Origin of the sequence: Micromonospora sp. C31 (genome assembly GCF_018070575.1) — a bacterium.
GTDB lineage: Bacteria > Actinomycetota > Actinomycetes > Mycobacteriales > Micromonosporaceae > Micromonospora.
Map to the genome: position 1 here is coordinate 195,512 of NZ_JAGPXN010000001.1, position 24,450 is coordinate 219,961.

Annotated in this window: 25 protein-coding genes; 5 read left to right on the plus strand and 20 right to left on the minus strand. The window is 71.7% G+C overall.

Annotated features, from left to right (window positions below):
• The first annotated feature begins 19 nt into the window (after window positions 1-19).
• On the plus strand, window positions 20-322 hold the full coding sequence (locus KBX06_RS00890; protein ID WP_210832244.1) for a DUF1540 domain-containing protein: 303 nt from the start codon (window positions 20-22) through the stop codon (window positions 320-322).
• 125 nt (window positions 323-447) lie between these two features.
• Here KBX06_RS00890 and KBX06_RS00895 read toward each other — a convergent pair whose 3' ends face one another.
• Entirely contained in the window at window positions 448-2,454 is a 2,007-nt protein-coding gene (locus KBX06_RS00895; protein ID WP_210832245.1) for a protein meaA, read from the minus strand.
• A 150-nt stretch (window positions 2,455-2,604) separates the two neighbouring features.
• Here KBX06_RS00895 and KBX06_RS00900 point away from each other — a divergent pair, with 150 nt between their 5' ends.
• Entirely contained in the window at window positions 2,605-3,453 is an 849-nt protein-coding gene (locus tag KBX06_RS00900; RefSeq protein ID WP_210832246.1) for an ABC transporter ATP-binding protein, read from the plus strand.
• Complete coding sequence (locus KBX06_RS00905; RefSeq protein WP_210832247.1) at window positions 3,450-4,295, plus strand: ABC transporter permease; 846 nt, start codon at window positions 3,450-3,452, stop codon at window positions 4,293-4,295. The genes KBX06_RS00900 and KBX06_RS00905 overlap by 4 nt, the downstream gene beginning before the upstream one ends.
• Before the next feature lie 42 nt (window positions 4,296-4,337).
• On the opposite strand, the gene KBX06_RS00910 is transcribed toward KBX06_RS00905, so the two are convergent.
• Window positions 4,338-5,186, minus strand: a complete 849-nt coding sequence (locus tag KBX06_RS00910; protein ID WP_210832248.1) for a 3-hydroxyacyl-CoA dehydrogenase family protein — start codon at window positions 5,184-5,186, stop codon at window positions 4,338-4,340.
• A 141-nt stretch (window positions 5,187-5,327) separates the two neighbouring features.
• On the minus strand, window positions 5,328-6,770 hold the full coding sequence (gene murA / locus KBX06_RS00915) for a UDP-N-acetylglucosamine 1-carboxyvinyltransferase (protein WP_210832249.1): 1,443 nt from the start codon (window positions 6,768-6,770) through the stop codon (window positions 5,328-5,330).
• On the opposite strand from murA, the gene KBX06_RS00920 reads away from it, so the two are divergent.
• Window positions 6,769-7,341, plus strand: a complete 573-nt coding sequence (locus KBX06_RS00920; RefSeq protein ID WP_210832250.1) for a cob(I)yrinic acid a,c-diamide adenosyltransferase — start codon at window positions 6,769-6,771, stop codon at window positions 7,339-7,341. The genes murA and KBX06_RS00920 overlap by 2 nt on opposite strands.
• 109 nt (window positions 7,342-7,450) lie before the next feature.
• Here the strand turns inward: KBX06_RS00920 and KBX06_RS00925 are convergent, their stop codons facing one another.
• From KBX06_RS00925 to glyA, 13 genes are all read right to left on the minus strand, one after another.
• Window positions 7,451-7,906, minus strand: a complete 456-nt coding sequence (locus tag KBX06_RS00925) for a DUF2550 domain-containing protein (protein ID WP_210832251.1) — start codon at window positions 7,904-7,906, stop codon at window positions 7,451-7,453.
• Between the two features lie 12 nt (window positions 7,907-7,918).
• Window positions 7,919-8,203 carry a F0F1 ATP synthase subunit epsilon gene (locus tag KBX06_RS00930; RefSeq protein WP_121399587.1) on the minus strand — a complete coding sequence of 95 codons (285 nt, stop codon included), beginning with the start codon at window positions 8,201-8,203 and terminating at the stop codon, window positions 7,919-7,921.
• Between the two features lie 89 nt (window positions 8,204-8,292).
• Window positions 8,293-9,435, minus strand: a complete 1,143-nt coding sequence (locus KBX06_RS00935; protein WP_210832252.1) for an LCP family protein — start codon at window positions 9,433-9,435, stop codon at window positions 8,293-8,295.
• 212 nt (window positions 9,436-9,647) lie between these two features.
• The gene (atpD, locus tag KBX06_RS00940) at window positions 9,648-11,084 is read right to left on the minus strand and encodes a F0F1 ATP synthase subunit beta (RefSeq protein WP_088998665.1); all 1,437 of its coding nucleotides are present in this window, start codon (window positions 11,082-11,084) and stop codon (window positions 9,648-9,650) included.
• Window positions 11,084-12,013, minus strand: a complete 930-nt coding sequence (locus KBX06_RS00945) for a F0F1 ATP synthase subunit gamma (protein WP_210832253.1) — start codon at window positions 12,011-12,013, stop codon at window positions 11,084-11,086. Before KBX06_RS00945 ends, atpD begins: the two co-directional genes overlap by 1 nt.
• A 10-nt stretch (window positions 12,014-12,023) precedes the next feature.
• Window positions 12,024-13,679 (minus strand): F0F1 ATP synthase subunit alpha, encoded by a 1,656-nt coding sequence (gene atpA / locus KBX06_RS00950; protein WP_210832254.1) that lies wholly within the window; start codon window positions 13,677-13,679, stop codon window positions 12,024-12,026.
• A gap of 93 nt (window positions 13,680-13,772) precedes the next feature.
• Window positions 13,773-14,594 (minus strand): F0F1 ATP synthase subunit delta, encoded by an 822-nt coding sequence (locus KBX06_RS00955; RefSeq protein ID WP_210832255.1) that lies wholly within the window; start codon window positions 14,592-14,594, stop codon window positions 13,773-13,775.
• Entirely contained in the window at window positions 14,594-15,124 is a 531-nt protein-coding gene (locus KBX06_RS00960) for a F0F1 ATP synthase subunit B (RefSeq protein WP_210832256.1), read from the minus strand. Before KBX06_RS00960 ends, KBX06_RS00955 begins: the two co-directional genes overlap by 1 nt.
• 31 nt (window positions 15,125-15,155) lie before the next feature.
• Complete coding sequence (gene atpE, locus KBX06_RS00965; RefSeq protein ID WP_210832257.1) at window positions 15,156-15,383, minus strand: ATP synthase F0 subunit C; 228 nt, start codon at window positions 15,381-15,383, stop codon at window positions 15,156-15,158.
• Window positions 15,384-15,474: 91 nt separating this feature from the next.
• Window positions 15,475-16,296: a F0F1 ATP synthase subunit A gene (gene atpB, locus KBX06_RS00970; protein ID WP_210832258.1), complete on the minus strand. Its 822-nt coding sequence runs from the start codon at window positions 16,294-16,296 to the stop codon at window positions 15,475-15,477.
• Window positions 16,297-16,518 (minus strand): hypothetical protein, encoded by a 222-nt coding sequence (locus KBX06_RS00975; protein ID WP_210832915.1) that lies wholly within the window; start codon window positions 16,516-16,518, stop codon window positions 16,297-16,299.
• A 164-nt stretch (window positions 16,519-16,682) separates the two neighbouring features.
• Window positions 16,683-17,114 carry a hypothetical protein gene (locus KBX06_RS00980; RefSeq protein ID WP_210832259.1) on the minus strand — a complete coding sequence of 144 codons (432 nt, stop codon included), beginning with the start codon at window positions 17,112-17,114 and terminating at the stop codon, window positions 16,683-16,685.
• Complete coding sequence (gene glyA, locus KBX06_RS00985) at window positions 17,111-18,397, minus strand: serine hydroxymethyltransferase (RefSeq protein ID WP_307854370.1); 1,287 nt, start codon at window positions 18,395-18,397, stop codon at window positions 17,111-17,113. Before glyA ends, KBX06_RS00980 begins: the two co-directional genes overlap by 4 nt.
• A gap of 35 nt (window positions 18,398-18,432) precedes the next feature.
• Between glyA and KBX06_RS00990 the strand changes: the two genes are divergently transcribed.
• Entirely contained in the window at window positions 18,433-19,926 is a 1,494-nt protein-coding gene (locus KBX06_RS00990) for an SDR family oxidoreductase (protein ID WP_210832260.1), read from the plus strand.
• A gap of 80 nt (window positions 19,927-20,006) precedes the next feature.
• Here the strand turns inward: KBX06_RS00990 and KBX06_RS00995 are convergent, their stop codons facing one another.
• The 4 genes from KBX06_RS00995 to prmC form a co-directional block, all read right to left on the minus strand.
• Window positions 20,007-22,121 carry a transglycosylase domain-containing protein gene (locus KBX06_RS00995; RefSeq protein WP_210832261.1) on the minus strand — a complete coding sequence of 705 codons (2,115 nt, stop codon included), beginning with the start codon at window positions 22,119-22,121 and terminating at the stop codon, window positions 20,007-20,009.
• A 116-nt stretch (window positions 22,122-22,237) separates the two neighbouring features.
• Window positions 22,238-22,849 carry a phosphotyrosine protein phosphatase gene (locus KBX06_RS01000; protein ID WP_210832262.1) on the minus strand — a complete coding sequence of 204 codons (612 nt, stop codon included), beginning with the start codon at window positions 22,847-22,849 and terminating at the stop codon, window positions 22,238-22,240.
• The gene (locus tag KBX06_RS01005; RefSeq protein ID WP_210832917.1) at window positions 22,850-23,494 is read right to left on the minus strand and encodes an L-threonylcarbamoyladenylate synthase; all 645 of its coding nucleotides are present in this window, start codon (window positions 23,492-23,494) and stop codon (window positions 22,850-22,852) included. It abuts the gene before it with no gap.
• Window positions 23,494-24,432, minus strand: coding sequence for a peptide chain release factor N(5)-glutamine methyltransferase (gene prmC, locus KBX06_RS01010; protein WP_374225566.1), 939 nt, complete (start codon window positions 24,430-24,432; stop codon window positions 23,494-23,496). The genes KBX06_RS01005 and prmC overlap by 1 nt, the downstream gene beginning before the upstream one ends.
• Window positions 24,433-24,450: the final 18 nt, after the last annotated feature.

Below are 24,450 nucleotides of genomic sequence, written 5' to 3' on the forward strand. Positions count from 1 at the left end.
GACTCTAGAGGAGGTCACCATGACCGCAGCAATGGAGATGCCCCGCGTCGAGGAGTGTGTGGTCGCGGCGTGCTCGTACAACCACACCAACGACTGCCACGCCTTCGCCATCACCATCGGCAGTCCGGACCACGCGCACTGCCACACCTTCGTCGAGATGCCGGCGGTCCGCGGCGGGGTGGACGGCGGCACGACCGCGCAGGTCGGCGCCTGCCAGCGCGCGGACTGCCGACACAACGAGCAGCTGGAGTGCCACGCACCGTCGATCAAGGTCGGCCCCGACAACGACATGGCCGACTGCATGACGTACGCCAGCCGCTGACCTCGCCCGGGGCGCGCCGGACCGGCATGCCCCGCTGGCGGGCCCGCACCACCAGACGGGCAGGGCCCCGGCGACGCGTGCCGGGTACGCCGGGCACGACGACCAACGCCACCCTGGCTCTCCCGTCAGCGCAGGCCGTTGGCCTCCCGGACGACGGTCACCAGCTCGTCGATGATCCCGGTCAGGGCGAAGTCCTTCGGCGTGAAGACGCGAGCCACCCCGGCGGCACGGAGCTGCTCCGCGTCGCCGCCGGGAATGATCCCGCCGACCACCACCGGCAGGTCCGGGCGGCCGGCGGCGCGCAGGCCGTCCAGCACCGCCGGCACCGCCGCCAGGTGCGAGCCGGAGAGCACCGAGAGGCCGACCAGGTCCACGTCCTCCTCCACGGCGGCGGCGACGATCTGCCCGGCGGTCAGCCGGATGCCCTGGTAGACCACCTCGAAGCCGGCGTCGCGGGCGCGTACCGCGATCTGCTCCGCGCCGTTGGAGTGCCCGTCGAGGCCGGGCTTGCCGACGAGCAGCCGCAGCCGGCCGCTGCCCAGCTCGCGGGCGGTGGCGGACACCCGCTCCCGGACGGCGGCCAGGCCGGCGTCCCCGCCCGTCCCGGCGGCGCCGGTCAGGCCGGTGGGCGCCCGGTACTCACCGAAGACCTGGCGCAGCGCGCCGGCCCACTCGCCGGTGGTCACCCCGGCCCGCACGCACTCCAGCGTCGCCGGCACCAGGTTCGTCGTGGTCGCGGCGTCCGCGCGCAGCCGGGCCAGCGCCGCGTCGACGGCCGCGTCGTCCCGACCGGCCCGCCAGCGCCGTACGGAGGCCGTGGCCGCCGCCTCGACGGCCGGGTCGACCTGTTCCACGGACTCGGCGCCGGCGGCCGTCAGCGGCGACGCCTCGGTCTCGGTGAACCGGTTGACGCCGACCACCACGTCGGCGCCGGACTCCATCCGGCGACGCCGCTCGGCCAGCGAGGCGACCAACGCGCTCTTGAGGTAGCCGGTCTCGACGGCGGCGACCACGCCGCCCATCTCCAGCACCTGTTCCAGTTCGGCCCGGGCCCCGGTGACGATCTCGTCGACCAGCGCGGTCATCACGTGCGAGCCGGCGAAGAGGTCCGGGTACTCCAGCAGGTCCGACTCGTACGCGAGCACCTGCTGCATCCGCAGCGACCACTGCTGGTCCCACGGCCGGGGCAGGCCGAGCGCCTCGTTCCAGGCTGGCAGTTGGACGGCACGGGCCCGGGCGTCCCGGGAGAGGGTCACGCCGAGCATCTCCAGCACGATGCGCTGGATGTTGTTCTCCGGCTGCGCCTCGGTCAGGCCCAGCGAGTTGACCTGCACGCCGTAGCGGAACCGCCGCTGCTTCGCATCCCGCACCCCGTAGCGCTCGCGGGTGATCTCGTCCCAGAGCGCGCCGAAGGCCCGCATCTTGGCGATCTCCTCGACGAAGCGCACCCCGGCGTTGACGAAGAAGGAGATCCGCTGCACGACGTCGCCCATGCGCTCGGCGGGCACCTGCCCCGAGTCGCGGACCGCGTCGAGCACCGCGACGGCGGTGGAGAGCGCGAAGCCGACCTCCTGCACCGGCGTCGCGCCGGCCTCCTGGAGGTGGTACGAGCAGATGTTCACCGGGTTCCAGCGCGGCATCTCGCGCAGCGTGTACGCGACGACGTCGGCGGTCAGCCGCAGCGACGCCGCCGGCGGGAAGATGTGGGTGCCCCGGGAGAGATACTCCTTGATGATGTCGTTCTGGGTGGTGCCGGAGCAGCGGGACAGCTCGGCGCCCTGCTCGGCGCCGACCGTGCCGTAGAGGGCGAGCAGCCACATCGCCGGCGCGTTGATGGTCATGGAGGTGTTCATCTCGGCCAGCGGGATGCCGTCGAAGAGGGCCCGCATGTCGCCGAGGTGCGCCACCGGGACGCCCACCCGGCCCACCTCGCCGGCGGCGAGCTCGTGGTCGGGGTCGTAGCCGGTCTGCGTGGGCAGGTCGAAGGCGACCGACAGCCCCGTCTGGCCCTTGGCCAGGTTGCGGCGGAAGAGCGCATTGGTCGCGGCGGCCGAACTGTGCCCGGCGTACGTGCGCATCACCCAGGGGCGGTCGCGCTCGGGCAGCCGGCCGGGGAGAGCCTTCTCGTCCATGGCGGGAGTCTAAGTTACCGTTCAGTCACCAGGGCTGTGGAAAACCACACAGCTCCATGGAGCGGAAACCCGGGTGCGAAGCGCCCGGCATGGGCGCTACCGCCACACCCCGGCCGGCCCGCCGCCGCAGCCAGGTCGCACACTTGAGGCATGCATGACGAGCTGGCGATCTCGGTGCGGGGGCTGCGCAAGGCGTACGGGGACAACGTCGCCGTCGCGGGCGTGGACCTCGACGTCCACCGCGGCGAGGTCTTCGCCCTCCTCGGTCCCAACGGCGCCGGCAAGACCACCACCGTCGAGATCCTGGAGGGCTACCGGCGGCGCGACGCCGGCGACGTCGACGTCCTCGGCAGCGACCCGGCCCGCCCGGCCGCGGACTGGCGCTCCCGGGTGGGCATCGTCCTCCAGGGCACCGGCGAGTTCGACGAGCTGACGGTCGCCGAGGTGGTGCGCCACTTCGCCGGCTTCTACGCCGACGCGGACGACCCCGACAAGGTCGTCGAGCGGGTCGGGCTGGCCGGCAAGGCGAAGGCCCGCACGCACACCCTCTCGGGCGGGCAGAAGCGCCGGCTCGACGTGGCGCTCGGCATCGTCGGCCGCCCCGAGCTGCTCTTCCTGGACGAACCGACCACCGGCTTCGACCCGGAGGCACGCCGGGAGTTCTGGGAGCTGATCCGCGACCTGGCCGCCGCCGGCACCACCATCGTGCTCACCACCCACTACCTCGACGAGGCCGAGTCCCTCGCCGACCGGGTCGGCGTGATCGCGGGCGGCCGGATGGTCGAGGTGGCCACGCCCGACCAGTTGGGCAACCGGCGGGAGGCCCTGGCGACGGTCTCCTGGCGTACGCCGGAGGGGGCGTGGGAGACGGCGGAGAGCGCGACGCCGACGGCGCTCGTGGCGGAGCTGGCCGCGCGCTTCGGCGGCGAGGTCCCGGGCCTGACGGTGAGCCGGCCGACCCTGGAGGACATCTACCTGCGGATGATCGGACACCGATGACCACCACGACGAAGCCGGCCGCGCCGGCCATCACGGCACCGGCCCGGCGGCCCGGGCCGGTGGCCCTCACCCTGCGGCAGAGCCGGCTGGAGATCACCCAGTTCCTGCGCAGCCGGGAGTCCGTCGTGTTCACGATGGGCTTCCCGGTCATCATGATCCTGATCTTCGCGGCGATCTTCGACGACGAGATCGCCCCCGCGGTCAGCTACACCCAGTACTTCATCACCGGCATGATCGCCACCGGCCTGATGACGGTCAGCTTCCAGAACCTGGGCATCTGGATCCCGATCGAGCGGGACCGGGGGGTGCTCAAGCGCTACCGGGGCACGCCGATGCCGAAGTGGGTCTGGTTCGCCGGCAAGGTGATCATGGTGGTGGCGATCGGCATCGCCGAGACGGTGCTACTGCTCGCGGTCTCGGTGGCGCTGTTCGACCTGGAACTGCCCGCCACCGCCGCGAAGTGGCTGACCTTCGGCTGGGTGTCGATCCTCGGCGTCACCGCCTGCACGCTGTGCGGCATCGCCATCTCCTCGCTGGCCCGCACCGCCCGCAGCGGCTCGGCGGTGGTCACCCCGGTCGCGCTGGTGCTCCAGTTCATCTCCGGGGTCTTCTTCGTCTTCACCGAGCTGCCGACGTGGATGCAGCAGGTGGCGGCGATCTTCCCGCTCAAGTGGATGTGCCAGGGCCTGCGGTCGGTCTTCCTGCCGGAGGCCTTCGGCGCCCGCGAGCCGGGCGGCTCGTTCGAGCTGGACCGGGTCGCCCTGGTCCTCGTCGCCTGGTGCGTGATCGGCCTGGTGCTCTGCCTGACCACGTTCCGCTGGACCACCAAGCGCGACGGCTGACCCGGACGGGGGCGGGTCACCGCCCCCGTCCGTCGGCCGGTCTCAGTACGTGTAGAAGCCCTTGCCGCTCTTGCGGCCCAGGTCGCCCGCGGTGACCATGCGCTGGAGCAGCTCCGGCGGGAAGAACTTCTCGTCCGCCGTGTCGGTGTGGATGTTCTTCGAGGCGTGCATCAGCACGTCCACGCCGGTCAGGTCCGTGGTGGCCAGCGGTCCCATGGCGTGGCCGAAGCCGAGCCGGCAGGCGGTGTCCAGGTCCTCGGCCGACACCACACCCGACTCGACGAGCTTGACCGCCTCGACGACCAGGGCCGCGATCAGCCGGGTGGTGACGAAGCCCGCGATGTCGCGGTTGACCACCACGACGGTCTTGCCGATCTCCTCGGCGAACGTCTTCACCGTCGCCAGGGTCCCGTCGCTGGTCTTGTAGCCGCGTACCAGCTCACAGAGCTTCATCATCGGCACCGGCGAGAAGAAGTGGGTGCCGACGACCGCCTCCGGGCGCTCGGTCACCGCCGCGATCTGCGTCACCGGGATGGCCGAGGTGTTGGTCGCGAGCACCGCGTCGGCCTTGCAGATCTTGTCCAGCGCGCGGAACACCTCGTGCTTGATCTCCAGCCGCTCGAAGACCGCCTCGACCACGATGTCCGCGTCGGCCGCCGCCTCCAGCTCGGTGGTCGGGGTGATCCGAGCGAGGGTGGCCTCGACGTCGGACGCCTCGATCTTCCCCTTCTCGGCGAACTTCCCCAACGACTTCCGGATGCCGTCCATGCCCCGCCCGGTGGCCGCGTCGTCCAGGTCCCGCAGGGTCACCTGCCAGCCCGCCTGCGCCGCCACCTGGGCGATGCCCGAGCCCATGAGCCCGGCACCGACGACCGCGAGTCGACCCGCCATTTCCTTCTCCCTCGCCTGTTCGAGTGTCTGCCAGCACCCTAGTCGGCGAGCCTGAACGCATGTTCAGGCGGTGACCGGGGTGACGATCCTGGCGGGTTCCCCGCGCCTCGGGGTCGAGGTTGCGATCGGGGACGGGCAGGCCTAGATGGTCAGGTCCGGTTCCTCCGGGGCGGTGCCCCGCTCCACCTCGACGCCGAGCGCGCGCAGGTCGGCCGCGAAGTCCGGGTAGCCCCGGTCCACGTGGTGCACGTCGGAGACCTCGGTGACCCCCTCGGCGCAGAGCCCGGCGATGATCAGGCCGGCGCCGGCCCGGATGTCGGTCGCGCGCACGGGCGCGCCGGAGAGCACCTCCCGGCCCCGGACCACGGCGTGGTGACCGTCGGTCTTGATGTCCGCGCCCAGCCGCATCATCTCGTTGGCGAACATGAACCGCCCGTCGAAGATGTTCTCGGTGATCAGGGAGGCCCCGTCGCTGACCGCGGCCAGCCCGATCGCCATCGGCAGCAGGTCGGTGGCGAAGCCCGGGTACGGCAGCGTGACGACGTCCACCGCCTGCGGGCGGTCGTCCATCCGGATCCGGAAGGCGTCGCCCCGGGTCTCCACCAGGCCCCCGGCGGAGACCAGCTTGTCGAGCGCGACCTCCAGGAACCCCGGCTCCACCCCGGTCACGGTGACGTCCCCCCGGGTCATCGCCGCACCGAACGCCCAGGTGCCGGCCACGATCCGGTCCCCCACCGTGGCGTGCCGCACCGGCCACAGCCCTGGCACCCCCTCGATGTGCAGGGTGGAGGTGCCGGCACCGGAGATCCGGGCACCCATCTGGTTGAGCATGGTGCAGATGTCGACGATCTCCGGCTCCCGGGCGGCGTTCTCGATGAGGCTCGGCCCCCGGGCCAGCACCGCCGCCATGACCAGGTTCTCCGTCGCCCCGACGCTGGGAAAGTCCAGCAGGATCTCCGCGCCGTGCAGCCCGTGCGGCGCCGACGCGATCACGAAGCCGTGCTCGCCGGAGATCTCCGCGCCCATCCGGGTCAACCCGGAGACGTGCATGTCCAGGCCCCGCGAGCCGATGGCGTCCCCGCCCGGATGGGCCACCCGCACGTACCCCCGGCGGGCCAGCAGCGGGCCCAGCACACAGATCGAGGCGCGCAGCCGGCGTACGAGGTCGTAGTCCGCCTCGGCACCCGGCTGCTCGGGCACGTCGATGACGACCGAACGGGACCGGGCCACCCCGTCGTACGCGACCATCGGGTCGACCGGGTCGTCGGCGTCGAAGTGGACGCCGCAACCGAGCCGGCGGAGCACCTCGCCCATGATCGCTATGTCGGTGATCCGGGGCACGTTGGTGATCACGCTGCGGCCCGGGGCGAGCAACGCGGCGGCCATCAGCTTCAGCGCCGAGTTCTTGGCGCCGACGACGTGCACCGTGCCGGCCAGGCGTGCGTCGCCGCGCACCCGGATGACGTCGAGGTCGTTGACCGCCGGGTCACCGGCGTCGCGGGGACCCACCCCGGCCGTCCGGACGGCGGTGCCGCCCGGGCGCTCCGGGATCGTCAGGTCCGGTATCCGTAGGCTGTGCGTCATGGCCGTCCACCTCACGCGCATCTACACCAAGGCCGGCGATGCCGGCATGACCAGGCTGAGCAACAACGAGCAGGTGCCGAAGACCGATCCGCGCATCTCCGCGTACGCGGACGTCGACGAGTGCAACGCCGCGATCGGCGTGGCGCTCGCCCTGGGGCAGCTCGACGACGAGCTGCGGGTCGTCCTGGCGTCGATCCAGAACGACATGTTCGACGTGGGCGCCGACCTGGCCACCCCCGTCGAGCCCGACCCGAAGTACCCGCCGCTGCGGGTCACCGAGGCGTACGTCGAGCGCCTGGAGGGCTGGTGCGACGAGTACAACGCACGCCTGAGCAAGCTCGACTCCTTCATCCTCCCCGGCGGCACCGCGGGTGCGGCGCTGCTGCACGTGGCGCGGACGGTCGCCCGGCGCGCGGAGCGGGCGGCGTGGGCCCTGGTCGCGCACGACCCCGATCGGACCAGCCCGCTCCCGGCAAAGTATCTCAACCGGCTCTCTGATCTGCTCTTTATCCTGTCAAGGACGGCAAATCCGGACGGAGATGTGCTATGGGTGCCGGGCGGTAACCGCTGAGCAGGTGCCCCTCGTGCCCGCCGGAGACCCCGGCGGGCACGCTTGCGGGATCAAGCCTCACCGCCCGGAGCGGGTGGGCTCCCCGGAAACCCCCAAGGACGAGGGGCCGTCAGGCGGCGGGCCAGTCCTGGGAGGCCATACGCGGCGAGACCGCCCCCGGAGGGGCGGCCTCGAGCCAGGAGAGGAATCCGGTGACCGTGGACCGGGCCATGGCGATCTCCACCGGGGCGTGGTCGCTCGTACAGCGGAGGATGACCCAGTCGGCGGGCATCGAGAGGCGCTCCTGCCCCTCGGGAAGCCGCCGCCGCTCGACGGCCAACTCCTTGCGGGAGAGCACCCGGGTGGGCCGGATCGCGAAGCTGAACAGCCGGTACCAGCGCAGTTCGTCGCCGACGAAACGGCCGAAGCCGGGCGACCAGCCGCGCCCGTCGAGCATGGTGGAGGTCCGTACGCCGAGCCGGATGATGCCCCCGCTACGGGTGACGACGGCCCGCCGGGCGAAGAGGATCAGGAGTGCGCCGAGGATGACGGCGACGCCGATTCCGACCCCTTCGACGATCTCCATCGGCGCTTCGGCTCAGCGGCTCTGCGCGGCGGAGACGGGGGTGGCGCTCTCGGCCAGGACGGTGACGCCCTCACCGGTCACCGACAGGAAGCCGCCGGCCACCTCGTAGGAGACCTGCTCGCCACCGGGAAGCTTGATGCGCACCTGGCCGGGCTCGGCAAGCTGGCCGAGCAGGGGCGCGTGCCCCGCCAGCACACCCAGCTCGCCCTCGGTCGTGCGGGCGACGACCATCTCGGCCTCGCCGGACCAGACCTTCTCCTCGACGGCTACGAGCTCGACGTGAAGCTGCTTTGCCACGCTGTCTCCTTGCTGCGGCGGCGGATTGTCGAAAGTCTAGTCGTGCCGCCGACCCGCCCCCAACGCGGGTGGCGAGACCTGCGCCACGGCTACTTGGCCTTGTTCTGGAAGTCCGGGTGCTCCAGCAGGAAGGCGTCCAGCTGCCCCTTCTTCAGGGCGGCGAAGAAGTCGTCGACGGCGGGCTCGAACCGTTCGCCCTGGTACTTGCCGTTCTCGGTGACCGAGCCGCCCGGCAGCTTGATCATCTGGATGGTCTCCGGGCGGATGTCCTTGAGCGCCAGGCCGAAGTCGACCACGCTGTTGCCCCGGCCGCTGAAGATCAGCGACTGCCCGGCCGCCCGCAGCACCCGGTCCAGCTTCACCGGATTGGTGACCACGTCGGCGCTGAACGCCTGGGCGGCCATGGCCTTGACGAACTGCTGCTGGTGGCGCTGTCGGCCGTAGTCGCCGTCGGGCACACCGTTCTTCGGGTAGCGCTGGCGGACGTAGTCGAGCGCCTGCCACCCGTTGAGGTGCTGGTTGCCCTTCTTGTAGACCGCCTGCGGACCGACGTAGCCCTCGCCGTTGGGGTTGCCCTTGCGGTGCTTGCCGTCCGGCTCGCGGTGCTCGGAGCGCACCTCACGCTCGATGTACATGTCGACGCCGCCCATCGCGTCGACGATCTTCTTGAAGCCGTTGAAGTTGATGATCGCGCCGGCGTCGAAGCGCGTGATCCCGGTGACGTTCTGCACGGTCGTGGCCAGCAACTCGAAGCCGCCGGCCGCGTCCGGGTTGCCGCCGGGCACCCGGCTGCCGTACGACATCGCCGCGTTGAGCCTGTCGGTGCCGCCGTCGAACTCCGCCCGGCTGAACTCGGGGATCTTCACGATGAGGTCACGCGGCATCGAGAAGAGGTAGGCGCGGTCCATCTCCGCCGGCACGTGCAGCACCATGACGGAGTCGGCCAGCGGCGGCATCTCGGGGTTGCGCGGGTCGATGCCCACCAGCAGGATGTTGAGCGGGCCCTTGATGTCGCTCTTGCGCTCCTTCGCCCCGGCCGCCTGGTCGCCGAAGAGGTCGGCCTTGCCGACGGCGCCCTCGTAGCGGGCCATCAGCGCCTCGGCGCCGACCAGCACCGCGCCGCTGAGCAGCATCAGGACGGCACCGAAGACGGTGCAGACCCGGGCCCAGCGCGGCACCCCCGACCACCTGGACGCCTTGCCGCCGCCCTTGTCGGCCTTACCCACGATCATCTCCGTTCGTCACGCCCACGATCAGGAGACGGGCGCATGCAGCCGATTCGTTGCGGATCGACGCCCACGCGGTGCGTGGGCGGATCGACGGTACCTCGGGTACGGCATGATCGCCGACTGCGCGGAACCGGGCAGCGGTGATGATAGGGCCCGAAGATGAACGAAAGGCCGCCCCGGCATTGCCGGGGCGGCCTTTCGTCGGGACCGACAGGTCAGCCCTTCATCAGCTCCGCAGCCTTGCGCTCCAGGTCCTCCAGGCCACCGCACATGAAGAAGGCCTGCTCGGGGAAGTGGTCGTACTCACCCTCGCTGATCTTCTTGAAGGCCTCGATGGTCTCCTGGATCGGAACCGTCGAGCCCGGCACGCCGGTGAACTGCTCCGCCGCGTAGGTGTTCTGCGACAGGAAGCGCTCGATCCGCCGCGCGCGCTGCACGGTGATCTTGTCTTCCTCGGAGAGCTCCTCGATACCGAGGATGGCGATGATGTCCTGCAGGTCCTTGTACTTCTGCAGGATCCGCTTCACCTCGGTGGCCACCGCGAAGTGCTCGGCGCCGACGAACTCCGGGGCGAGGATCCGGGACGAGGACGCCAGCGGGTCCACGGCCGGGTAGATGCCCTTGTCGGAGATCGACCGCTCCAGGTTGGTGGTCGCGTCGAGGTGGGCGAACGTGGTGGCCGGAGCGGGGTCGGTGTAGTCGTCCGCCGGCACGTAGATCGCCTGCATCGAGGTGATGGCCTGGCCCCGGACGGAGGTGATCCGCTCCTGGAGCTCGCCCATCTCGTCGGCCAGGGTCGGCTGGTAACCCACCGCGCTCGGCATCCGGCCGAGCAGGGTGGAGACCTCCGAACCGGCCTGGGTGAAGCGGAAGATGTTGTCGATGAAGAGCAGCACCTCCTGCTTCTTGACGTCGCGGAAGTACTCCGCCATGGTCAGCGCGGAGAGGGCGACCCGCAGCCGGGTGCCCGGCGGCTCGTCCATCTGGCCGTAGACCAGTGCGGTCTTGTCGATGACGCCGGACTCGGTCATCTCGGCGATGAGGTCGTTGCCCTCGCGGGTGCGCTCACCCACGCCGGCGAAGACCGAGGTACCACCGAAGTTCCGGGCGACACGGGTGATCATCTCCTGGATGAGCACCGTCTTACCCACGCCGGCACCGCCGAACAGGCCGATCTTGCCGCCCTTCACGTACGGGGCGAGCAGGTCGATGACCTTGATGCCGGTCTCCAGCATCTCGGTCTTCGGCTCCAGGTCCGCGAAGGCCGGAGCCTTGCGGTGGATGCCCCAGTGGTCGTCGGGCTGCAGCGTCTCGCCCTCGGTCAGGTTGAGGCACTCGCCGATCGCGTTGAACACGTGGCCCTTCACCGTGTCGCCCACCGGAACGGTGATCGGCGAACCGGTGTCGCGCACCTCGGTGCCGCGAACCAGGCCGTCGGTCGGCTGCATCGAGATGGCGCGGACCATGTTGTCACCCAGGTGCTGGGCGACCTCCAGGGTCAGCGTCTTCTCGCCGCCGGAGAGCGTCACGTCCACGTGCAGGGCGTTGAACAGGGCCGGCATCGCGTCGCGCGGGAACTCGGCGTCGACGACCGGGCCGATGACCCGGACCACGCGACCCGTGGCCGTCTTGGTCTCTACTGGGGCAGTCATCACACTTCACTTCCCGACGCGGCCAGCGCGTTCGCGCCGCCGACGATCTCACTGATCTCCTGGGTGATCCCGGCCTGGCGGGCCGAGTTCATCTCACGCGTGTACTTCTCGATCATCTCTTCGGCGTTGTCGGTGGCGCTCTTCATCGCCCGCCGACGCGCCGCCGACTCGCTCGCCGCCGACTCCAGCAACGCCGCGTAGATCCGCGTGTTGATGTACTTCGGCAGCAGCGCGTCGAGCAGCGCCTCCGCGTCCGGCTCGAACTCGTAGGCCGGCAGTGCGCCCTCGGCGCGCGGCCGGTCCTCCACCTGCATGGGGCCGATGACCTTGGCGACCGGGGTCTGGGTCATCAGGGAGTGGAACTCGGTGTAGACGATGTGCAGCTCGTCGATGCCGAGCACCCCGTCCGCCCCGGCGCTGCCGTCGACGTCGTCCGCGCCGGCGGTGAACGCCTTGATCAGCGTCTCGCCCACCGCGCGGGCGTCGGCGAAGGTCGGCTGCTCCGAGAACCCGGTCCAGTTCGCCTCGATGGGCCGGTCACGGAACCGGAAGAACCCGACGCCCTTGCGCCCGATGACGTAGAGCACCGGCTCCTTGCCGTCGGCCCGGAGCCGGGCGATCAGCGACTCGGCCATCTTGATGGCGTTGGAGCTGTAACCACCGGCGAGGCCGCGGTCGGAGGTGACCAGCAGGATGCCCGCCCGCCGCACCTGCGGGCGCGGGGTGAGCAGCGGGTGGTCGATCTGGGCGTTGGACGCCAGCGCCGTGAGCACACCGGTGACGGCCTGGGCGTACGGCAGGGACGCCGCGACGCGGGCCTGGGCCTTGGCGATCCGGCTCGTCGCCACGAGCTCCATCGCCTTGGTGATCTTCTTCATCCCCTTCGCCGAGCGGATCCGTTGACGAAGAACGCGTACCTGGGCCGCCATGAATCAGCCCTTACCGGTTCTCGACCGGGCGGTCGCTCGCGCCGTCACGGTAGCGGGTCACCGTCTCGCGGTTCTCCTCGCCCTCGAGCGGCGCGGCCGGGGCGTCGTTGATCCGCCGCTCGTCCTCCTTGCCGAGGAAGACCTGCTTGAAGTCGGCGATGGCGGCGTCGAGCGAGCCGATGATGTCGTCGTTCCACTGGTGGTCGGCGATGGCCGCCAGCACGCCCTCGTGCTTGTGCCGCAGGTACTGGAGGAACTCCGACTCGAAGCGGCGGATCTCCCCGACCGGGATGTCGTCCAGCTTGCCCTCGGTGCCGGCCCAGACGGAGACGACCTGTTCCTGCACGGGGAACGGCGAGTAGTTCGCCTGCTTGAGCAGCTCGACCAGGCGGGCGCCACGGTCCAGCTGCGCGCGGGACGTCTTGTCCAGGTCGGAGGCGAAGGCGGCGAACGCCTCCAGCTCGCGGAACTGGGCCAGGTTGAGCCGCAGCGAACCGGCGACCTTCTTCATCGGCTTCACCTGCGCGGCGCCACCGACCCGGGAGACCGAGGTGCCGACGTTGATGGCCGGCCGGACGCCCTGGTTGAACAGGTCGGTCTCCAGGAAGATCTGGCCGTCGGTGATGGAGATGACGTTGGTCGGGATGAAGGCCGAGATGTCGTTGGCCTTCGTCTCGATGATCGGCAGGCCGGTCATCGAGCCGCCGCCCAGCTCGTCGGAGAGCTTCGCGCAGCGCTCCAGCAGACGCGAGTGCAGGTAGAAGACGTCACCCGGGTACGCCTCGCGGCCCGGCGGGCGACGCAGCAGCAGGGACACGGCGCGGTACGCCTCGGCCTGCTTGCTCAGGTCGTCGAAGACGATCAGGACGTGCTTGCCGCCGTACATCCAGTGCTGCCCGATGGACGAGCCGGTGTAGGGGGCGAGGTACTTGAAGCCGGCCGGGTCGGAGGCCGGGGAGGCGACGATGGCTGTGTACTCCATCGCGCCCGCCTCCTCCAGGACGCCCTTGATCGAGGCGATCGTGGAGGCCTTCTGGCCGATGGCGACGTAGATGCAGCGGACCTGCTTCTTCGGGTCGCCGGAGCGCCAGTTGTCCCGCTGGTTGAGGATGGTGTCCAGCGCGACGGTGGTCTTGCCGGTCTTCCGGTCGCCGATGATCAGCTGACGCTGGCCGCGGCCGATCGGGGTCATGGCGTCGACGGCCTTCAGACCGGTCTGCAGCGGCTCGTCGACGGACTGCCGGGCCATCACGTTCGGGGCCTGGAGCTCCAGCTCGCGGAAGCCCTCGTTGGCGATGTCGCCGAGCCCGTCGATCGGCTGGCCGAGCGCGTTGACCACGCGGCCGAGGAAGGCGTCGCCGACCGGCACGGAGAGCACCCGGCCGGTGCGCTTGACGCGCTGCCCCTCTTCGAGCTTGGCGGAGTCACCGAGAACGACGACACCGATCTCCCGGACGTCGAGGTTCAGCGCCACACCCAGGGTGCCGTCCTCGAACTCCAGGAGCTCGTTGGTCATGGTCGAGGGAAGACCCTCGACGTGGGCGATGCCGTCGCCGGTGTCGGCGACGGTGCCGACCTCCTCGCGGGAGAGTTCGGACGAGTAGGAGGAGACGTAGCGCTCCAGGGCGCCGCGGATCTCCTCCGTCGAGATGGTCAGCTCGGCCATCCTCTGCTTCCTTAAGTATCAGGGGCCCGGGATACCTAGTACCGACCGGTCCGAATGGCGTCTATGTCACAGGCGCTGGGCGGCGGTGCCGCCTCAGCGCTTCGCGAGCGCGTTGCGGCTCTCGTTGAGGCGGCGCAGGACGGTGCCGTCGTACAGGTCGGAGCCGACCCGTACGCTCACGCCGCCGAGAACCGAGGGGTCCACCGTCTGCTTGACGGAAACCTCTCGACCGTATATCGCGGAGAGACTCGCGCCCAGCCGGCGCTCGTCCTCTTCACTCAACGGGGCCGCGGCGGTCACGTACGCCACCTGCCGGTCCCGCCGCTCGGCGGCCAGTTCGACCAGCCGGCTGAGCGCACCGGAGAGGTTGCGTCCACCGAAGCCGGCGAGCGCGACCCCGACGAGGTAGCCGGTGATCGGCCGGGCCTTGCCGACGAGCAACTGGTCGACCAGCGTGGCCCGCCGGTCGGCGGGGACCGCCGAGTCGGAGAGCGCGCTGGACAGCTCCGACGAACCGGCGACGACCTGCCCGAAGCGGAACAGCTCGTCCTCGACCTCGCCCAGCTCGCCTGCGGAGTCGGCGCTCGCCAGGAGCCCCTCGATACCCAGCCGCTCGGCGGCGCCGAGCAGCTCCGACGGTGCCGACCAACGGCCGGCGACCAGCGAGGCGATCAGGTCCAGCGCCTCGGCGCCGACCTTGCCGCGCAGCAGCTCGCCGAGCAGCCCGGAACGGTCGGCACCGGAGCGGGCCGGGTCGGAGAGCGCCCGGCGCAGCCGCGGCTCGCGCCGCAGCAGGTCGGCGACGAGGAGGATGTCGGCGGCGGTGGTGGCCACCGCCGACGGCTCCGCACCGCGGACGTACGCGTCGAGGCGCTCGGCCGCGACCTTGTACGACTCCCGGCTGGCGGCCTGCATCAGCGGGCCCCCGCGCTCTCGAGGTTGCTCAGGAACCGGTCGACGGTGCCCTTGCGGCGCGCCTCGTCGGCGAGGGACTCCCCGACGATCTTGCTGGCCAGGTCGACCGCGATCGTGCCGACCTCCGTGCGCAGCTCGCGCACGATGGTGGCGCGCTCGGCGGCGAGCTGCTCCTTGCCGGCCGCGACGATCCGGTCGGACTCCTCCCGCGCCTTGGCGAGGATGTCCTGGCGGATGCCCTCGGCGTCGGCCCGGGCGTCGTCCCGGATCCGGGCCGCCTCGGTACGCACCTCGGCGAGCTGGGCCCGGTACTGCTCCAGCACCTGGTTCGCCTCGGCCTGCGCGGCCTCGGCCCGCTTGAGCCCGCCCTCGATGGCGTCCACCCGCGCCTGGTACATCGCCTCCATGCGCGGCATGACGAACTTCAGCAGGACGATGACGAGCAGGATGAAGGAAATGGTCCCGATGACCATCTCCTGCCAGATCGGCAGGATCGGGTTGTGCTCCACACCTTCTGCGGCGATGAACATGTCAGACCTCCGGGTCGGGAGAGAGCTCTCGTCAGCCCTGGACGGCGAAGGCGAGCACCAGGCCGAACAGCGCGAGCGCCTCGACGAGGGCGAAGCCCAGGATCAGCCAGGTCCGGTTGTAGCCGGCGGACTCGGGCTGACGGGCGCTCGACTGGATGTAGGCCGCGAAGACCAGGGCGACACCGATGCCGGGGCCGATGGCGGCGAGGCCGTAGCCGATGGTGTTGACGCTGCCGCCGATTTCGGCAAGAACAGTCATTGCGGGTATTCCTCCTGTTCGACGCGTGAGGTCTCACGCGTACGCGGTCGGTACCAGAAGCTTGGTCGGGCCGGGCGACCCGCCGAGCCGATCAGTGCTCGTCGGCGAGCGAAGTCCCGATGTAGTTCGCGCTCAGCGTGACGAAGACGTAGGCCTGCAGGATCGCGACCAGCACCTCGAAGAAGGCCATCACGATCGCCATCAGGAAGGAGAAGACCGAGGTCACCTGGATGAACAGGCTGCTCGAGTTGAGCATCACGAAGCCGCCGACGGTGAAGACCAGCAGCAGCAGGTGGCCGGCGAAGAGGTTGGCGAAGAGCCGCAGGGCCAGGGTGACCGGCCGGACGATGAAGTTCTGCATGAGCTCGATCGGGATCAGCAGAAAGTGCATCGGCCACGGCACGTTCGGGATGATCAGGCTCATCTTGAGGTACTTGCCGAGGCCGTGCTTGCGGACGCCGACGTAGAGGTACATCACGTAGGAGATCAACGCGAGCACGATCGGGAAGGCGATGTGCGAGTTGGGCGAGATCTGCAGACCGGGCACGATGGCGAAGAGGTTGGTCAGCACGATGAAGCTGAACAGCACCGTGAAGTAGGGCGCGAAGCGGATGCCCTCGTTGCCGATCTGCTCGCGGGCGATGTTGTCCCGGACCAGGCCGTAGACCGACTCCGCTGCCCACTGGGCCCTGCCGGGAACGAGCTTGGGCTTCCGGTAGGCGAGCATGAAGAAGATGATCAGCAACGCGACCGCGAGCCAGACCATGATCCCGAACTTGGTGACCCAGGGGCCAGCCACGTCCGGCGGGTAGAAATCTCCGACGCTGGGGGGCCAGGGAAGCCCCTCGGCGGCGACGAGCTGTCCACTCACCGTGTCATCCTCCGCACTCGACAGACCCGCGCGTGCTGGCACTCAAGCACTGAGCCTCTTCATGATCAGGTAAATCGCTCCGGCCGCGCCGAAGATCATGCCGACGGCGGCCCCGACGCCGGTGGGCAGATCGAGAAGTCGCTCCGCCAACCACCCGAGGAAGCCCCACACCACGATGCCGGCGAGTAGGTAGCCCAGAACGGCCCCTGCCACGCCTTCCGACGAGGGCTCGCCGGACCTGCGGGGGTGTGGGTCTTCGGCCATGACGTGGCGAACAATATCAGCAGGCACGCGCGGGAGTGTGCGGCACCCCCCACACTGCGGACAGCGTGCGGGCCTTGGTGCGGGCGCGGAAGTCGTTGGTCAGGTTACTCCCGTGCGGCCCGCCGCGGCAGCCCGAAATGCCGGACGCAGATCCGACAGAACGCTCACTCACCGTGCCGCTGGAAGGTGGGCAGCGGCGAGCGCAGGGCCCACGCGAGATGGGCGCCCGTCCAGACCACCACGGCCGCGATGATCGCCACCCCCATGTCCGGCAGGCCGGGCCAGCCGGTGGCCGCCACGGCGGCCATCGCCACCCCGAGCACCACGATCTTCGTGGCGTAGGTGACCAGCCCCACCGACATGATCATCCGCGGATTGACGGCGTCGGCCCAGGCCACCGAGACACCGGAGACCAGGTAGCTGGCGACGACCAGCGCGATCCCGGCGGCCACGCCGGCCGCGCCGGTGCCGCCCCGCAGCACCGCCGCGGTCGGCACCGCGACCAGCGCGAGCGCCGCGCAGGCCAGCAGCGGCAGGCGAAGATACGGCAGCCGGGCCCGGATGGCGCCCCGCTCGCCCGCGCGCGGCTCGCTCATCGGGGGTACGCCGGGAAGGCGGCGGCCAACTCGGCGACCTCGCCGGCGATCCCGGCGAGGGTGTCGGCGCCCCCGGGTGCGGCCGGATCGGTGCGCACGGCGCGGGCGATCAGCGAGGCGACCTGACGCATCTCCGGCTCGCGCATGCCCTGGGTGGTGACGCTCGGGGTGCCCACCCGGATGCCCGAGGCCACCATCGGCTTCTGCGGGTCGTACGGGATGGCGTTCTTGTTCAGGGTGATGGTGGCGGCGTCGCAGCGCGCCTCGGCGTCGGCGCCGGTCACCCCGACCTCGCGCAGGTCGAGCAGGGCGAGGTGGGTGTCGGTGCCCCCGGAGACCGGGCGCATCCCCTCGTCGGCCAGCCCGGCGGCGAGCGCCCGCGCGTTGGTCACCACCCGGTCGGCGTACGCCCGGAACTCGGGCTGGGCGGCCTCGCGCAACGCGACCGCCTTGGCGGCGACGACGTGCATCAGCGGGCCGCCCTGGGTGAACGGGAAGACCGCCTTGTCGATGCGCTGGGCCAGCGACTCCCGGCACAGGATCATGCCGCCGCGCGGCCCGCGCAGCACCTTGTGCGTGGTGAGGCAGACGACGTCGGCGTGCGGCACCGGCGACGGGACGGCCTGCCCGGCGACCAGCCCGATGAAGTGCGCGGCGTCGACCATCAGGTAGGCCCCGACCTCGTCGGCGATCTCGCGGAACCGCGCGAAGTCGATCAGCCGCGGGTACGCCGTCGCACCGCAGATGATCATCTTGGGCCGGTGCGCGAGGGCCAGGTCGCGTACCTCGTCGTAGTCGATCAGCTCGGTGTCGCGGCGGACCGTGTAGCCGACGGTGTGGAACCACTTGCCGGAGAAGTTGACCCGGCTGCCGTGGGTGAGGTGGCCGCCGTGCGGCAGGTCCATGGCGAGCACCGTGTCCCCGGGCTGGACCAGCGCGGCGTACGCGGCCAGGTTGGCGCTCGCCCCCGAGTGCGGCTGGAGGTTGGCGTGCTCGGCGCCGAAGAGTTCCTTCGCCCGCGCGATGCCGATCTCCTCCGCCCGGTCGACCTCGGCGCAGCCGCCGTAGTAGCGCCGGCCCGGATAGCCCTCGGCGTACTTGTTGGTCAGGGTGGAGCCGAGCGCGGCCAGCACCGCCGGCGAGGTGAGGTTCTCGCTGGCGATCAGTTGCAGTCCGCCCCGGAGCCGGTCCAGCTCGCCGAGCACCACCCCGGCGATCTCCGGATCGGTGCCGCTGAGCTGGTCGAAGTCCGGCCCCCAGAAGGTGCGCGTCTCAATAGCCACAGCGCCAGAGTCTATTGGGCCGCACACTGGAGACCGTGAGATGCCTGGTCACGGGAGCGACGGGATACATCGGCGGGCGGCTGGCACCCCGGCTGCTGGCCGAGGGGCACGCGGTGCGCTGTCTGGTTCGCAAGGCGGGACGGCTGCGGGACGTGCCATGGGCGGCGCGGACCGAGATCGCGGAGGGCGACCTGCGCAAGCCGGAGACGCTGCCCGCCGCGTTCGAGGGCGTGGACGTCGCCTACTACCTGGTGCACTCGCTCGGCCAGGCCGGCTTCGAGGCCGCCGACCGGGAGGCCGCCATCCGGTTCGCCGGGGCCGCGCGGGCCGCGGGCGTACGCCGGATCGTCTACCTGGGCGGGCCGGAGCCGGCGGCGGACCAGGGAGTTCCGTCGGCACACCTGCGCTCGCGGGCCGAGGTGGGACGGATCCTGCTCGACAGCGGGGTACCCACGGCGGTGCTGCGGGCCGCGGTGATCATCGGCTCCGGGTCGGCCTCGTTCGAGATGCTGCGCTACCTGACCGAGCGGCTGCCGGCCATGGTCACCCCGCGCTGGGTGCACAACCGGATCCAGCCGATCGCCGTCCGGGACGTGCTGCGCTACCTCGCCGGCTGCGCCAGCCTGCCACCCGAGGTCAACCGCGCCTTCGACATCGGCGGGCCGGACATCCTGACCTTCGCGGACATGATGCAGCGCTACGCGCGGGTGGCCGGGCTGCGCCAGCGGGCCATCGTGCCGGTGCGACCGCTGACGCCCTCCCTCTCCTCGCACTGGGTCGGGCTCGTCACACCGGTGCCGAACGCGATCGCCCGGCCGCTGGTGGAGAGCCTGGTGCACGAGGCCGTCGCCCACGAGCACGACATCGCGGCGTACGTCCCCGACCCACCGGAGGGGCTGACCAGCTTCGACCAGGCGGTCGCGGCGGCCCTGGCGAAGGTGCGCGACGGCGAGGTGGAGACCCGCTGGTCGACCGCGAGCGGTCCCGACGCGCCCGCCGAGCCGCTGCCCAGCGACCCGCACTGGTCCGGCGGGACCGCCTACACCGACCTTCGCGAGCGGGCGGTGCAGGCCCCGCCGGAGGAGCTGTGGCGGGTCGTCGAGGGCGTCGGCGGTGAGCACGGCTGGTACTCGTTCCCGCTGGCCTGGTCCGTCCGCGGGTGGTTGGACCGGCTGATCGGCGGCGTGGGGCTGCGCCGCGGCCGGCGCGACCCGCACCACCTCCAGGTCGGCGAGGCGCTGGACTTCTGGCGGGTGGAGGAGATCGTGCCCGGTGAGCTGCTGCGGCTGCGCGCCGAGATGCGGCTGCCGGGCCGGGCCTGGCTGGAGATGCGGGTGACCGGGGCTGACGGCGGCGGCAGCCGCTACCAGCAGCGAGCGGTGTTCCTGCCGCGCGGGCTGCCCGGGCACCTGTACTGGGGCTCGGTGGCGCCGTTCCACGCCGTGGTCTTCGGCGGGATGGCCCGCAACATCGCCCGTCAGGCGGAGCAGGCCGTCCAGCGGCCCACCGCCCCGTTCCTGCGCCGCTGAGCAGCGCGGGGCCCGGTTGCCGGCTCAGTCGGGCCGCGCGGGCCCGGTGCCGGCGCGGGGCACACCCGTCCGGCGCGGACTCAGTCGCCGGCGCGGGTGCCGGTGAGTTGGAAGGCGGTCGTCTCGCTGGGCGGCACGAAGTCGCGCACCGGCTCGTCGCGCAGCGCGAAGGCGAGCACCTCCCCCACCGCCTCGACCAGTTGCCGCTGCACCCGCTGGCCGACCGGGTCACCCGGGTCGTCGGGGTTCGCGGCGATCGAGGCGACCGCGAGCTGCGGGGTGAAGGCGACCACGGTCTCCGTCGCGTACCCGTCCGAGCTGCCCGTCTTGCCCGCCACCGGCCGGCCGAGCTGTTGGCGCAGCCCTTCGGCGGTGCCGCCGGCGCACTCCCGGTACATCGACTGGTCGCCGACGGGGCAGCGGGCCGCGTCGGCCGCGGCCCGGGCCACGTCCGCGTCGACCGCCTGGCGACAGTTCGGCCGCCCGGCGGCCACCGGTCGGCCGGCGGCGTCGGCGATCGAGACGACCGGCAACGGCGCGCACCACGACCCCTCGGCCGCCACCGCCGCGTACGCGCCGGCCAGGTCGAGCGGGGTGGTGGCGGAGACGCCGAGGGTGAACGGCCCCCACTCGCGCGCCCCGTGCCGGGCCAGCCGCGCGTCGGCCTCGGAGCGGAAGGCGATGCCGAGCCGCTCGGCCATCTCCACCACCCGGTCCGCGCCGACCCGCCCGGTCAGCCAGGCGAAGTACGTGTTGACCGACTCCCCGAAGGCGGTCCACATGGTGTGCCGGCCGTCCATGGAGGCGTTGGCGTTGCGCGGGCACCAGTACCCGTCGCAGCTCGCCGCCGCCTCGGTCACCGAGTAGTCGGTGATGATCCGCTCCGGCGCGTCGAACTCCGTGCTGAGCGGCAGCCCGGACTCCAGTGCGGCCAGCATCGTGAAGAGCTTGAACGTGGAGCCGGCCTGGTAGCCCTCGATCGCCCCACCCCCGGCGATGAGCTGGTTGACCGTGTTCGGGTGGTTCTTCTGCCCGGCCGGGTTGGCCGCCACACCGTAGTTGCGGTTCACCGCCATCGCGAGCACCCGGCCCGTGCCGGGCTGGACCACCGCCGTCGGCGCCGCCCGGCGGTCGTCCACCGGGTAGACCCGGCGGACCTGCTCGGTGGTGGCGCGCTGCACGGCCGGGTCGAGCGAGGAGACGATGGAGAACCCGCCCCGGCGCAGCGTGAGCTGCCGCTCGTCGACCGTCGCGCCGAACGCCGGCTGGGCGTTCCACCAGCGGGTGAACCAGTCGCAGAAGAAGCCCCAGTCGTTGTGCTCCGCCGGCACCGCCGTGCAGTCGTTCGGCGTCTGGCTGGGCCGCAGCCGCAACTGCTGGGCCCCGGCCCGGTTCGCCGCCTCGGCTCCGACCTGCCCGGACTCCACCAGCCGGTCGAGCACGTACGCCCGGCGGGCGAGCGCGGCGTCCGCGTCGCCGTTGATCGGGTCGTCGGTGTGCGGGGAGCGGACCAGGCCGGCCAGCAGCGCCGCCTCGGCCAGGGTGAGCTCCGCCGGCGGCTTGGAGAAGTAGCGTCTGCTCGCGGCGGCCACCCCGTACGCGCCCGCGCCGAAGTAGGCGATGTTGAGGTACCGGGTGAGGATCTCGTCCTTGGTCAGCTCCCGCTCCAGGGCCAGCGCGTACCGCATCTCCTGGATCTTGCGCGCGGTGGTCAGCTCGCTGGCGGCGGCGCGCTGCCGCTCGCTCAGCCGGGGGTCGCTGCTGAGCACGTTACGGACGTACTGCATGGTCAGCGTGGACGCGCCCTGCCTCGTCGTCCCGTCGCGCTGGTTGACCGCGAAGGCCCGCGCCACGCCGCGCAGGTCCACCCCGCTGTGCTCGTGGAACCGGGTGTCCTCGGCGGCGATGATCGCCTGCCGCATCACCGGCGCCACCTCGGTCAGCGGCACGTCCACCCGATCCTCCTGGTAGAAGGAGGTGATCAGGGTCGTGCCGTCGTTGGCGTAGAGGTTGGAACGTTGGGCCGTGGGCGGCGTGCGCAGCGTGTTCGGCAGCTCCGAGTACGGCCCGGCGATCGCCGAGAACCCGATCCCGAAGACCAGCGCGGCCGGGAGGGCCGCCACCGCGAGCACCAACCCCGCCAGCACGCCGGCGATCAGCACGGTGAAGACTTTTTCGAGGCGTGCCCGGGTCATCAGCTCTCCCCGCAGGAGCCGGTCAGGACCCACCCAGAATGACCCGAATGACCCTCTTGACCACCCCTTTCCACCAAACCCGCAGGAAACTCACACGCGGGGGTACCTCTGGAGGGTTACGGCAGGAGCGCGGCGGCGAGGGGGTGGACGGTCTCCTCGATCTCGTCGGCCACCCGGCTGAAGCACTGGTCGCCCCGCCCCCACGGATCGTCGAGATCGTCGGTCGGCAGCGACGTGTTGCCCAGGCGGGCGGCGTTGGCGGCCTCCACCAGGGCCACACCGCGCGCGTACACCCCCTCGGGGGTCGCCTCGGCCGCCGGCAGCCCGGCGGCGTCCACCCCGGCGAGCAGCCGGCCGAACTCGCCCAGCACGAACGTGCGCGACGCGGCGTCGGGCCGCAGCGCCACCACGTAGTCCTGCTGGTCGGCGGTGGCCGTGAGGACGAGATCGGCGGCGTCGATGTGGTCGGACCGCAGCTTGCGCGCGGCGAAGCCGGCGACGCTGCCACCCCGGGCGGTCACCAGGCGCGACGCCGGCGGATTCATCTCCTCGCCGGCGTGCCAGCCACCCGTGCCGGCGCTGTGGCTGTGCAGCAGCTCGTCGGCGCGCTCCGGATCGGCCTCGCGGCGGGCCAGCCGTTCCCGCACGGCGAGGGCCAGCAGCCGCTCGGCCATCGGGGACCGGCAGATGTTGCCCATGCAAACGTGCAGCACGGTGAACGGAGGCACTCAGACCCCCTGGTTCACGAGGATCTCGGGCACCACGTCGCGGAGCTTCTCCAGCCCGACGGCGCCCTGGCGCAACACCTGCGGCACCTCGCCGGTGAGGTCCACGATCGTGCTCGGCACCGGGTCCGGACAGGGCCCGGCCTCCAGGTAGGCCCGCACCGAGTAGGCGAGCTGGTCGCGGGCCTCCTCCGCGGTGAGGGCCGCCGGCTGGCCCGTCCTGTTGGCCGAGGCGACCGCCATCGGGCCGGTCTCGCGCAGCACCTCCAGCGCCACCGGATGCAGCGGCATGCGCACCGCCACCGTCCCGGAGGAGTCGCCGAGGTCCCAGCGCAGGCTGGGCGAGTGCGCCACGATGATCGTCAGCGCCCCGGGCCAGAACGCCTCGACGAGGTCCCGCGCCGCCTGGGGCAGCGAGTAGACCAGACCGTCGAGGGTGTGCCGGGAACCGATCAGCACCGGCGGCGGCACCTGACGGCCGCCCTTGGCGTCCAGCAGGGCCTTGACCGCGTACGGGGTGAACGCGTCCGCGCCGATCCCGTAGACCGTGTCGGTCGGCAGGACGACCAGCTCGCCGTTCTTGACCGCCTCGACGGCAGCGGCGATGCCGCGGTCCCGGTCGGCGGGCGACCGGCAGTCGTAGAGCATCACGAGGAGTCAGTCTGCCACGTCGCCCCGGCGGCGGCGTGCCGGCCGTCCGCCCGGCGGGACGCGGTGGCGAAACGGGGCCGCCCGGTCAGGTCCGGATGGTCGGTGACCGCCTCGAACCGGCCGTCCGCGACGAGCAGGTCGGGCACCGCCGTGCCGTGCGTGTCGTCGTGCTCCACGCCGAGCACCCCGCCCGGGCGCAGCAGCGCCGCCGCCCGGGCGATCACCGGGCGGATCACCGCCAGACCGTCCGCGCCGCCGAAGACCGCGTTCGCCGGGTCGTGCCGGCCCACCTCCACGGGTACGGCGACGTCCGACGGCACGTACGGCGGGTTGCACAGCAGCACGTCGACCCGGCCCACCAGGTCGGCGAGCAGGTCGGCGGCGGTGGCGTCCGCCGCCACCACCTCGATCGGCCGGTCCCCGGCGGCGACCCGGGCCGCCGCGTTGCGCCGCAACCAGGGCAGCGCCGCCGCCGACCGTTCGACCGCCACCACCCGGGCCGCCGGCAGCTCCTGGGCGACCGAGAGGGCGATCGCCCCCGAGCCGCTGCACAGGTCCACGACCAGCCCGGCATCCAGGCGCCGGCCCTGCGCGATCCCCCAGCCGGCGAGCAGCTCGGTCTCGGGCCGGGGCACGAAGACGCCCGGCCCGACGGCCAGTTCCAGGTGCCGGAAGCCGGCGCTGCCCGTGAGGTGCTGCAACGGTTCCCGACCGGCCCGCCGCGCGACCAGCCCGTCGAACCGGTCGAGCTGTTCGGCCGTGAAGTCGTCGGCCAGCGCCAGCCGACCCCGAGGCACCCCGAGCACGTACGCGGCCAACTGCTCCGCCTCGGCCCGGGCGGAGGCGATCCCGGCGTCGGCGAGGGCCCGGGACGCGCGGGCCAACGCCACGGAAGGACGCTGCCGTCTCGTCCCTTCGGACGGGTGTTGCGGCACGGTGGTCACGAGATAATC

Excerpts from the sequence above, each read along its gene's own strand:
- KBX06_RS00895 (WP_210832245.1), bottom strand. The coding sequence starts at position 2,454 with ATGGACGAGAAGGCTCTCCCCGGCCGGCTGCCCGAGCGCGACCGCCCC.
- KBX06_RS00955 (WP_210832255.1), bottom strand. The coding sequence starts at position 14,594 with ATGCAGGCCGCCAGCCGGGAGTCGTACAAGGTCGCGGCCGAGCGCCTC.
- murA (WP_210832249.1), bottom strand. The coding sequence starts at position 6,770 with ATGACGCACAGCCTACGGATACCGGACCTGACGATCCCGGAGCGCCCG.
- KBX06_RS00905 (WP_210832247.1), top strand. The coding sequence starts at position 3,450 with ATGACCACCACGACGAAGCCGGCCGCGCCGGCCATCACGGCACCGGCC.
- atpA (WP_210832254.1), bottom strand. The coding sequence starts at position 13,679 with ATGGCCGAGCTGACCATCTCGACGGAGGAGATCCGCGGCGCCCTGGAG.
- KBX06_RS01005 (WP_210832917.1), bottom strand. The coding sequence starts at position 23,494 with ATGCTCTACGACTGCCGGTCGCCCGCCGACCGGGACCGCGGCATCGCC.
- KBX06_RS00925 (WP_210832251.1), bottom strand. The coding sequence starts at position 7,906 with ATGGAGATCGTCGAAGGGGTCGGAATCGGCGTCGCCGTCATCCTCGGC.
- KBX06_RS00960 (WP_210832256.1), bottom strand. The coding sequence starts at position 15,124 with ATGTTCATCGCCGCAGAAGGTGTGGAGCACAACCCGATCCTGCCGATC.
- KBX06_RS00945 (WP_210832253.1), bottom strand. The coding sequence starts at position 12,013 with ATGGCGGCCCAGGTACGCGTTCTTCGTCAACGGATCCGCTCGGCGAAG.
- KBX06_RS00995 (WP_210832261.1), bottom strand. The coding sequence starts at position 22,121 with ATGACCCGGGCACGCCTCGAAAAAGTCTTCACCGTGCTGATCGCCGGC.
- KBX06_RS00980 (WP_210832259.1), bottom strand. The coding sequence starts at position 17,114 with ATGAGCGAGCCGCGCGCGGGCGAGCGGGGCGCCATCCGGGCCCGGCTG.
- KBX06_RS00900 (WP_210832246.1), top strand. The coding sequence starts at position 2,605 with ATGCATGACGAGCTGGCGATCTCGGTGCGGGGGCTGCGCAAGGCGTAC.
- KBX06_RS00910 (WP_210832248.1), bottom strand. The coding sequence starts at position 5,186 with ATGGCGGGTCGACTCGCGGTCGTCGGTGCCGGGCTCATGGGCTCGGGC.
- KBX06_RS00975 (WP_210832915.1), bottom strand. The coding sequence starts at position 16,518 with ATGGCCGAAGACCCACACCCCCGCAGGTCCGGCGAGCCCTCGTCGGAA.
- atpD (WP_088998665.1), bottom strand. The coding sequence starts at position 11,084 with ATGACTGCCCCAGTAGAGACCAAGACGGCCACGGGTCGCGTGGTCCGG.
- atpE (WP_210832257.1), bottom strand. The coding sequence starts at position 15,383 with ATGACTGTTCTTGCCGAAATCGGCGGCAGCGTCAACACCATCGGCTAC.
- KBX06_RS00935 (WP_210832252.1), bottom strand. The coding sequence starts at position 9,435 with ATGATCGTGGGTAAGGCCGACAAGGGCGGCGGCAAGGCGTCCAGGTGG.
- KBX06_RS00920 (WP_210832250.1), top strand. The coding sequence starts at position 6,769 with ATGGCCGTCCACCTCACGCGCATCTACACCAAGGCCGGCGATGCCGGC.
- KBX06_RS00890 (WP_210832244.1), top strand. The coding sequence starts at position 20 with ATGACCGCAGCAATGGAGATGCCCCGCGTCGAGGAGTGTGTGGTCGCG.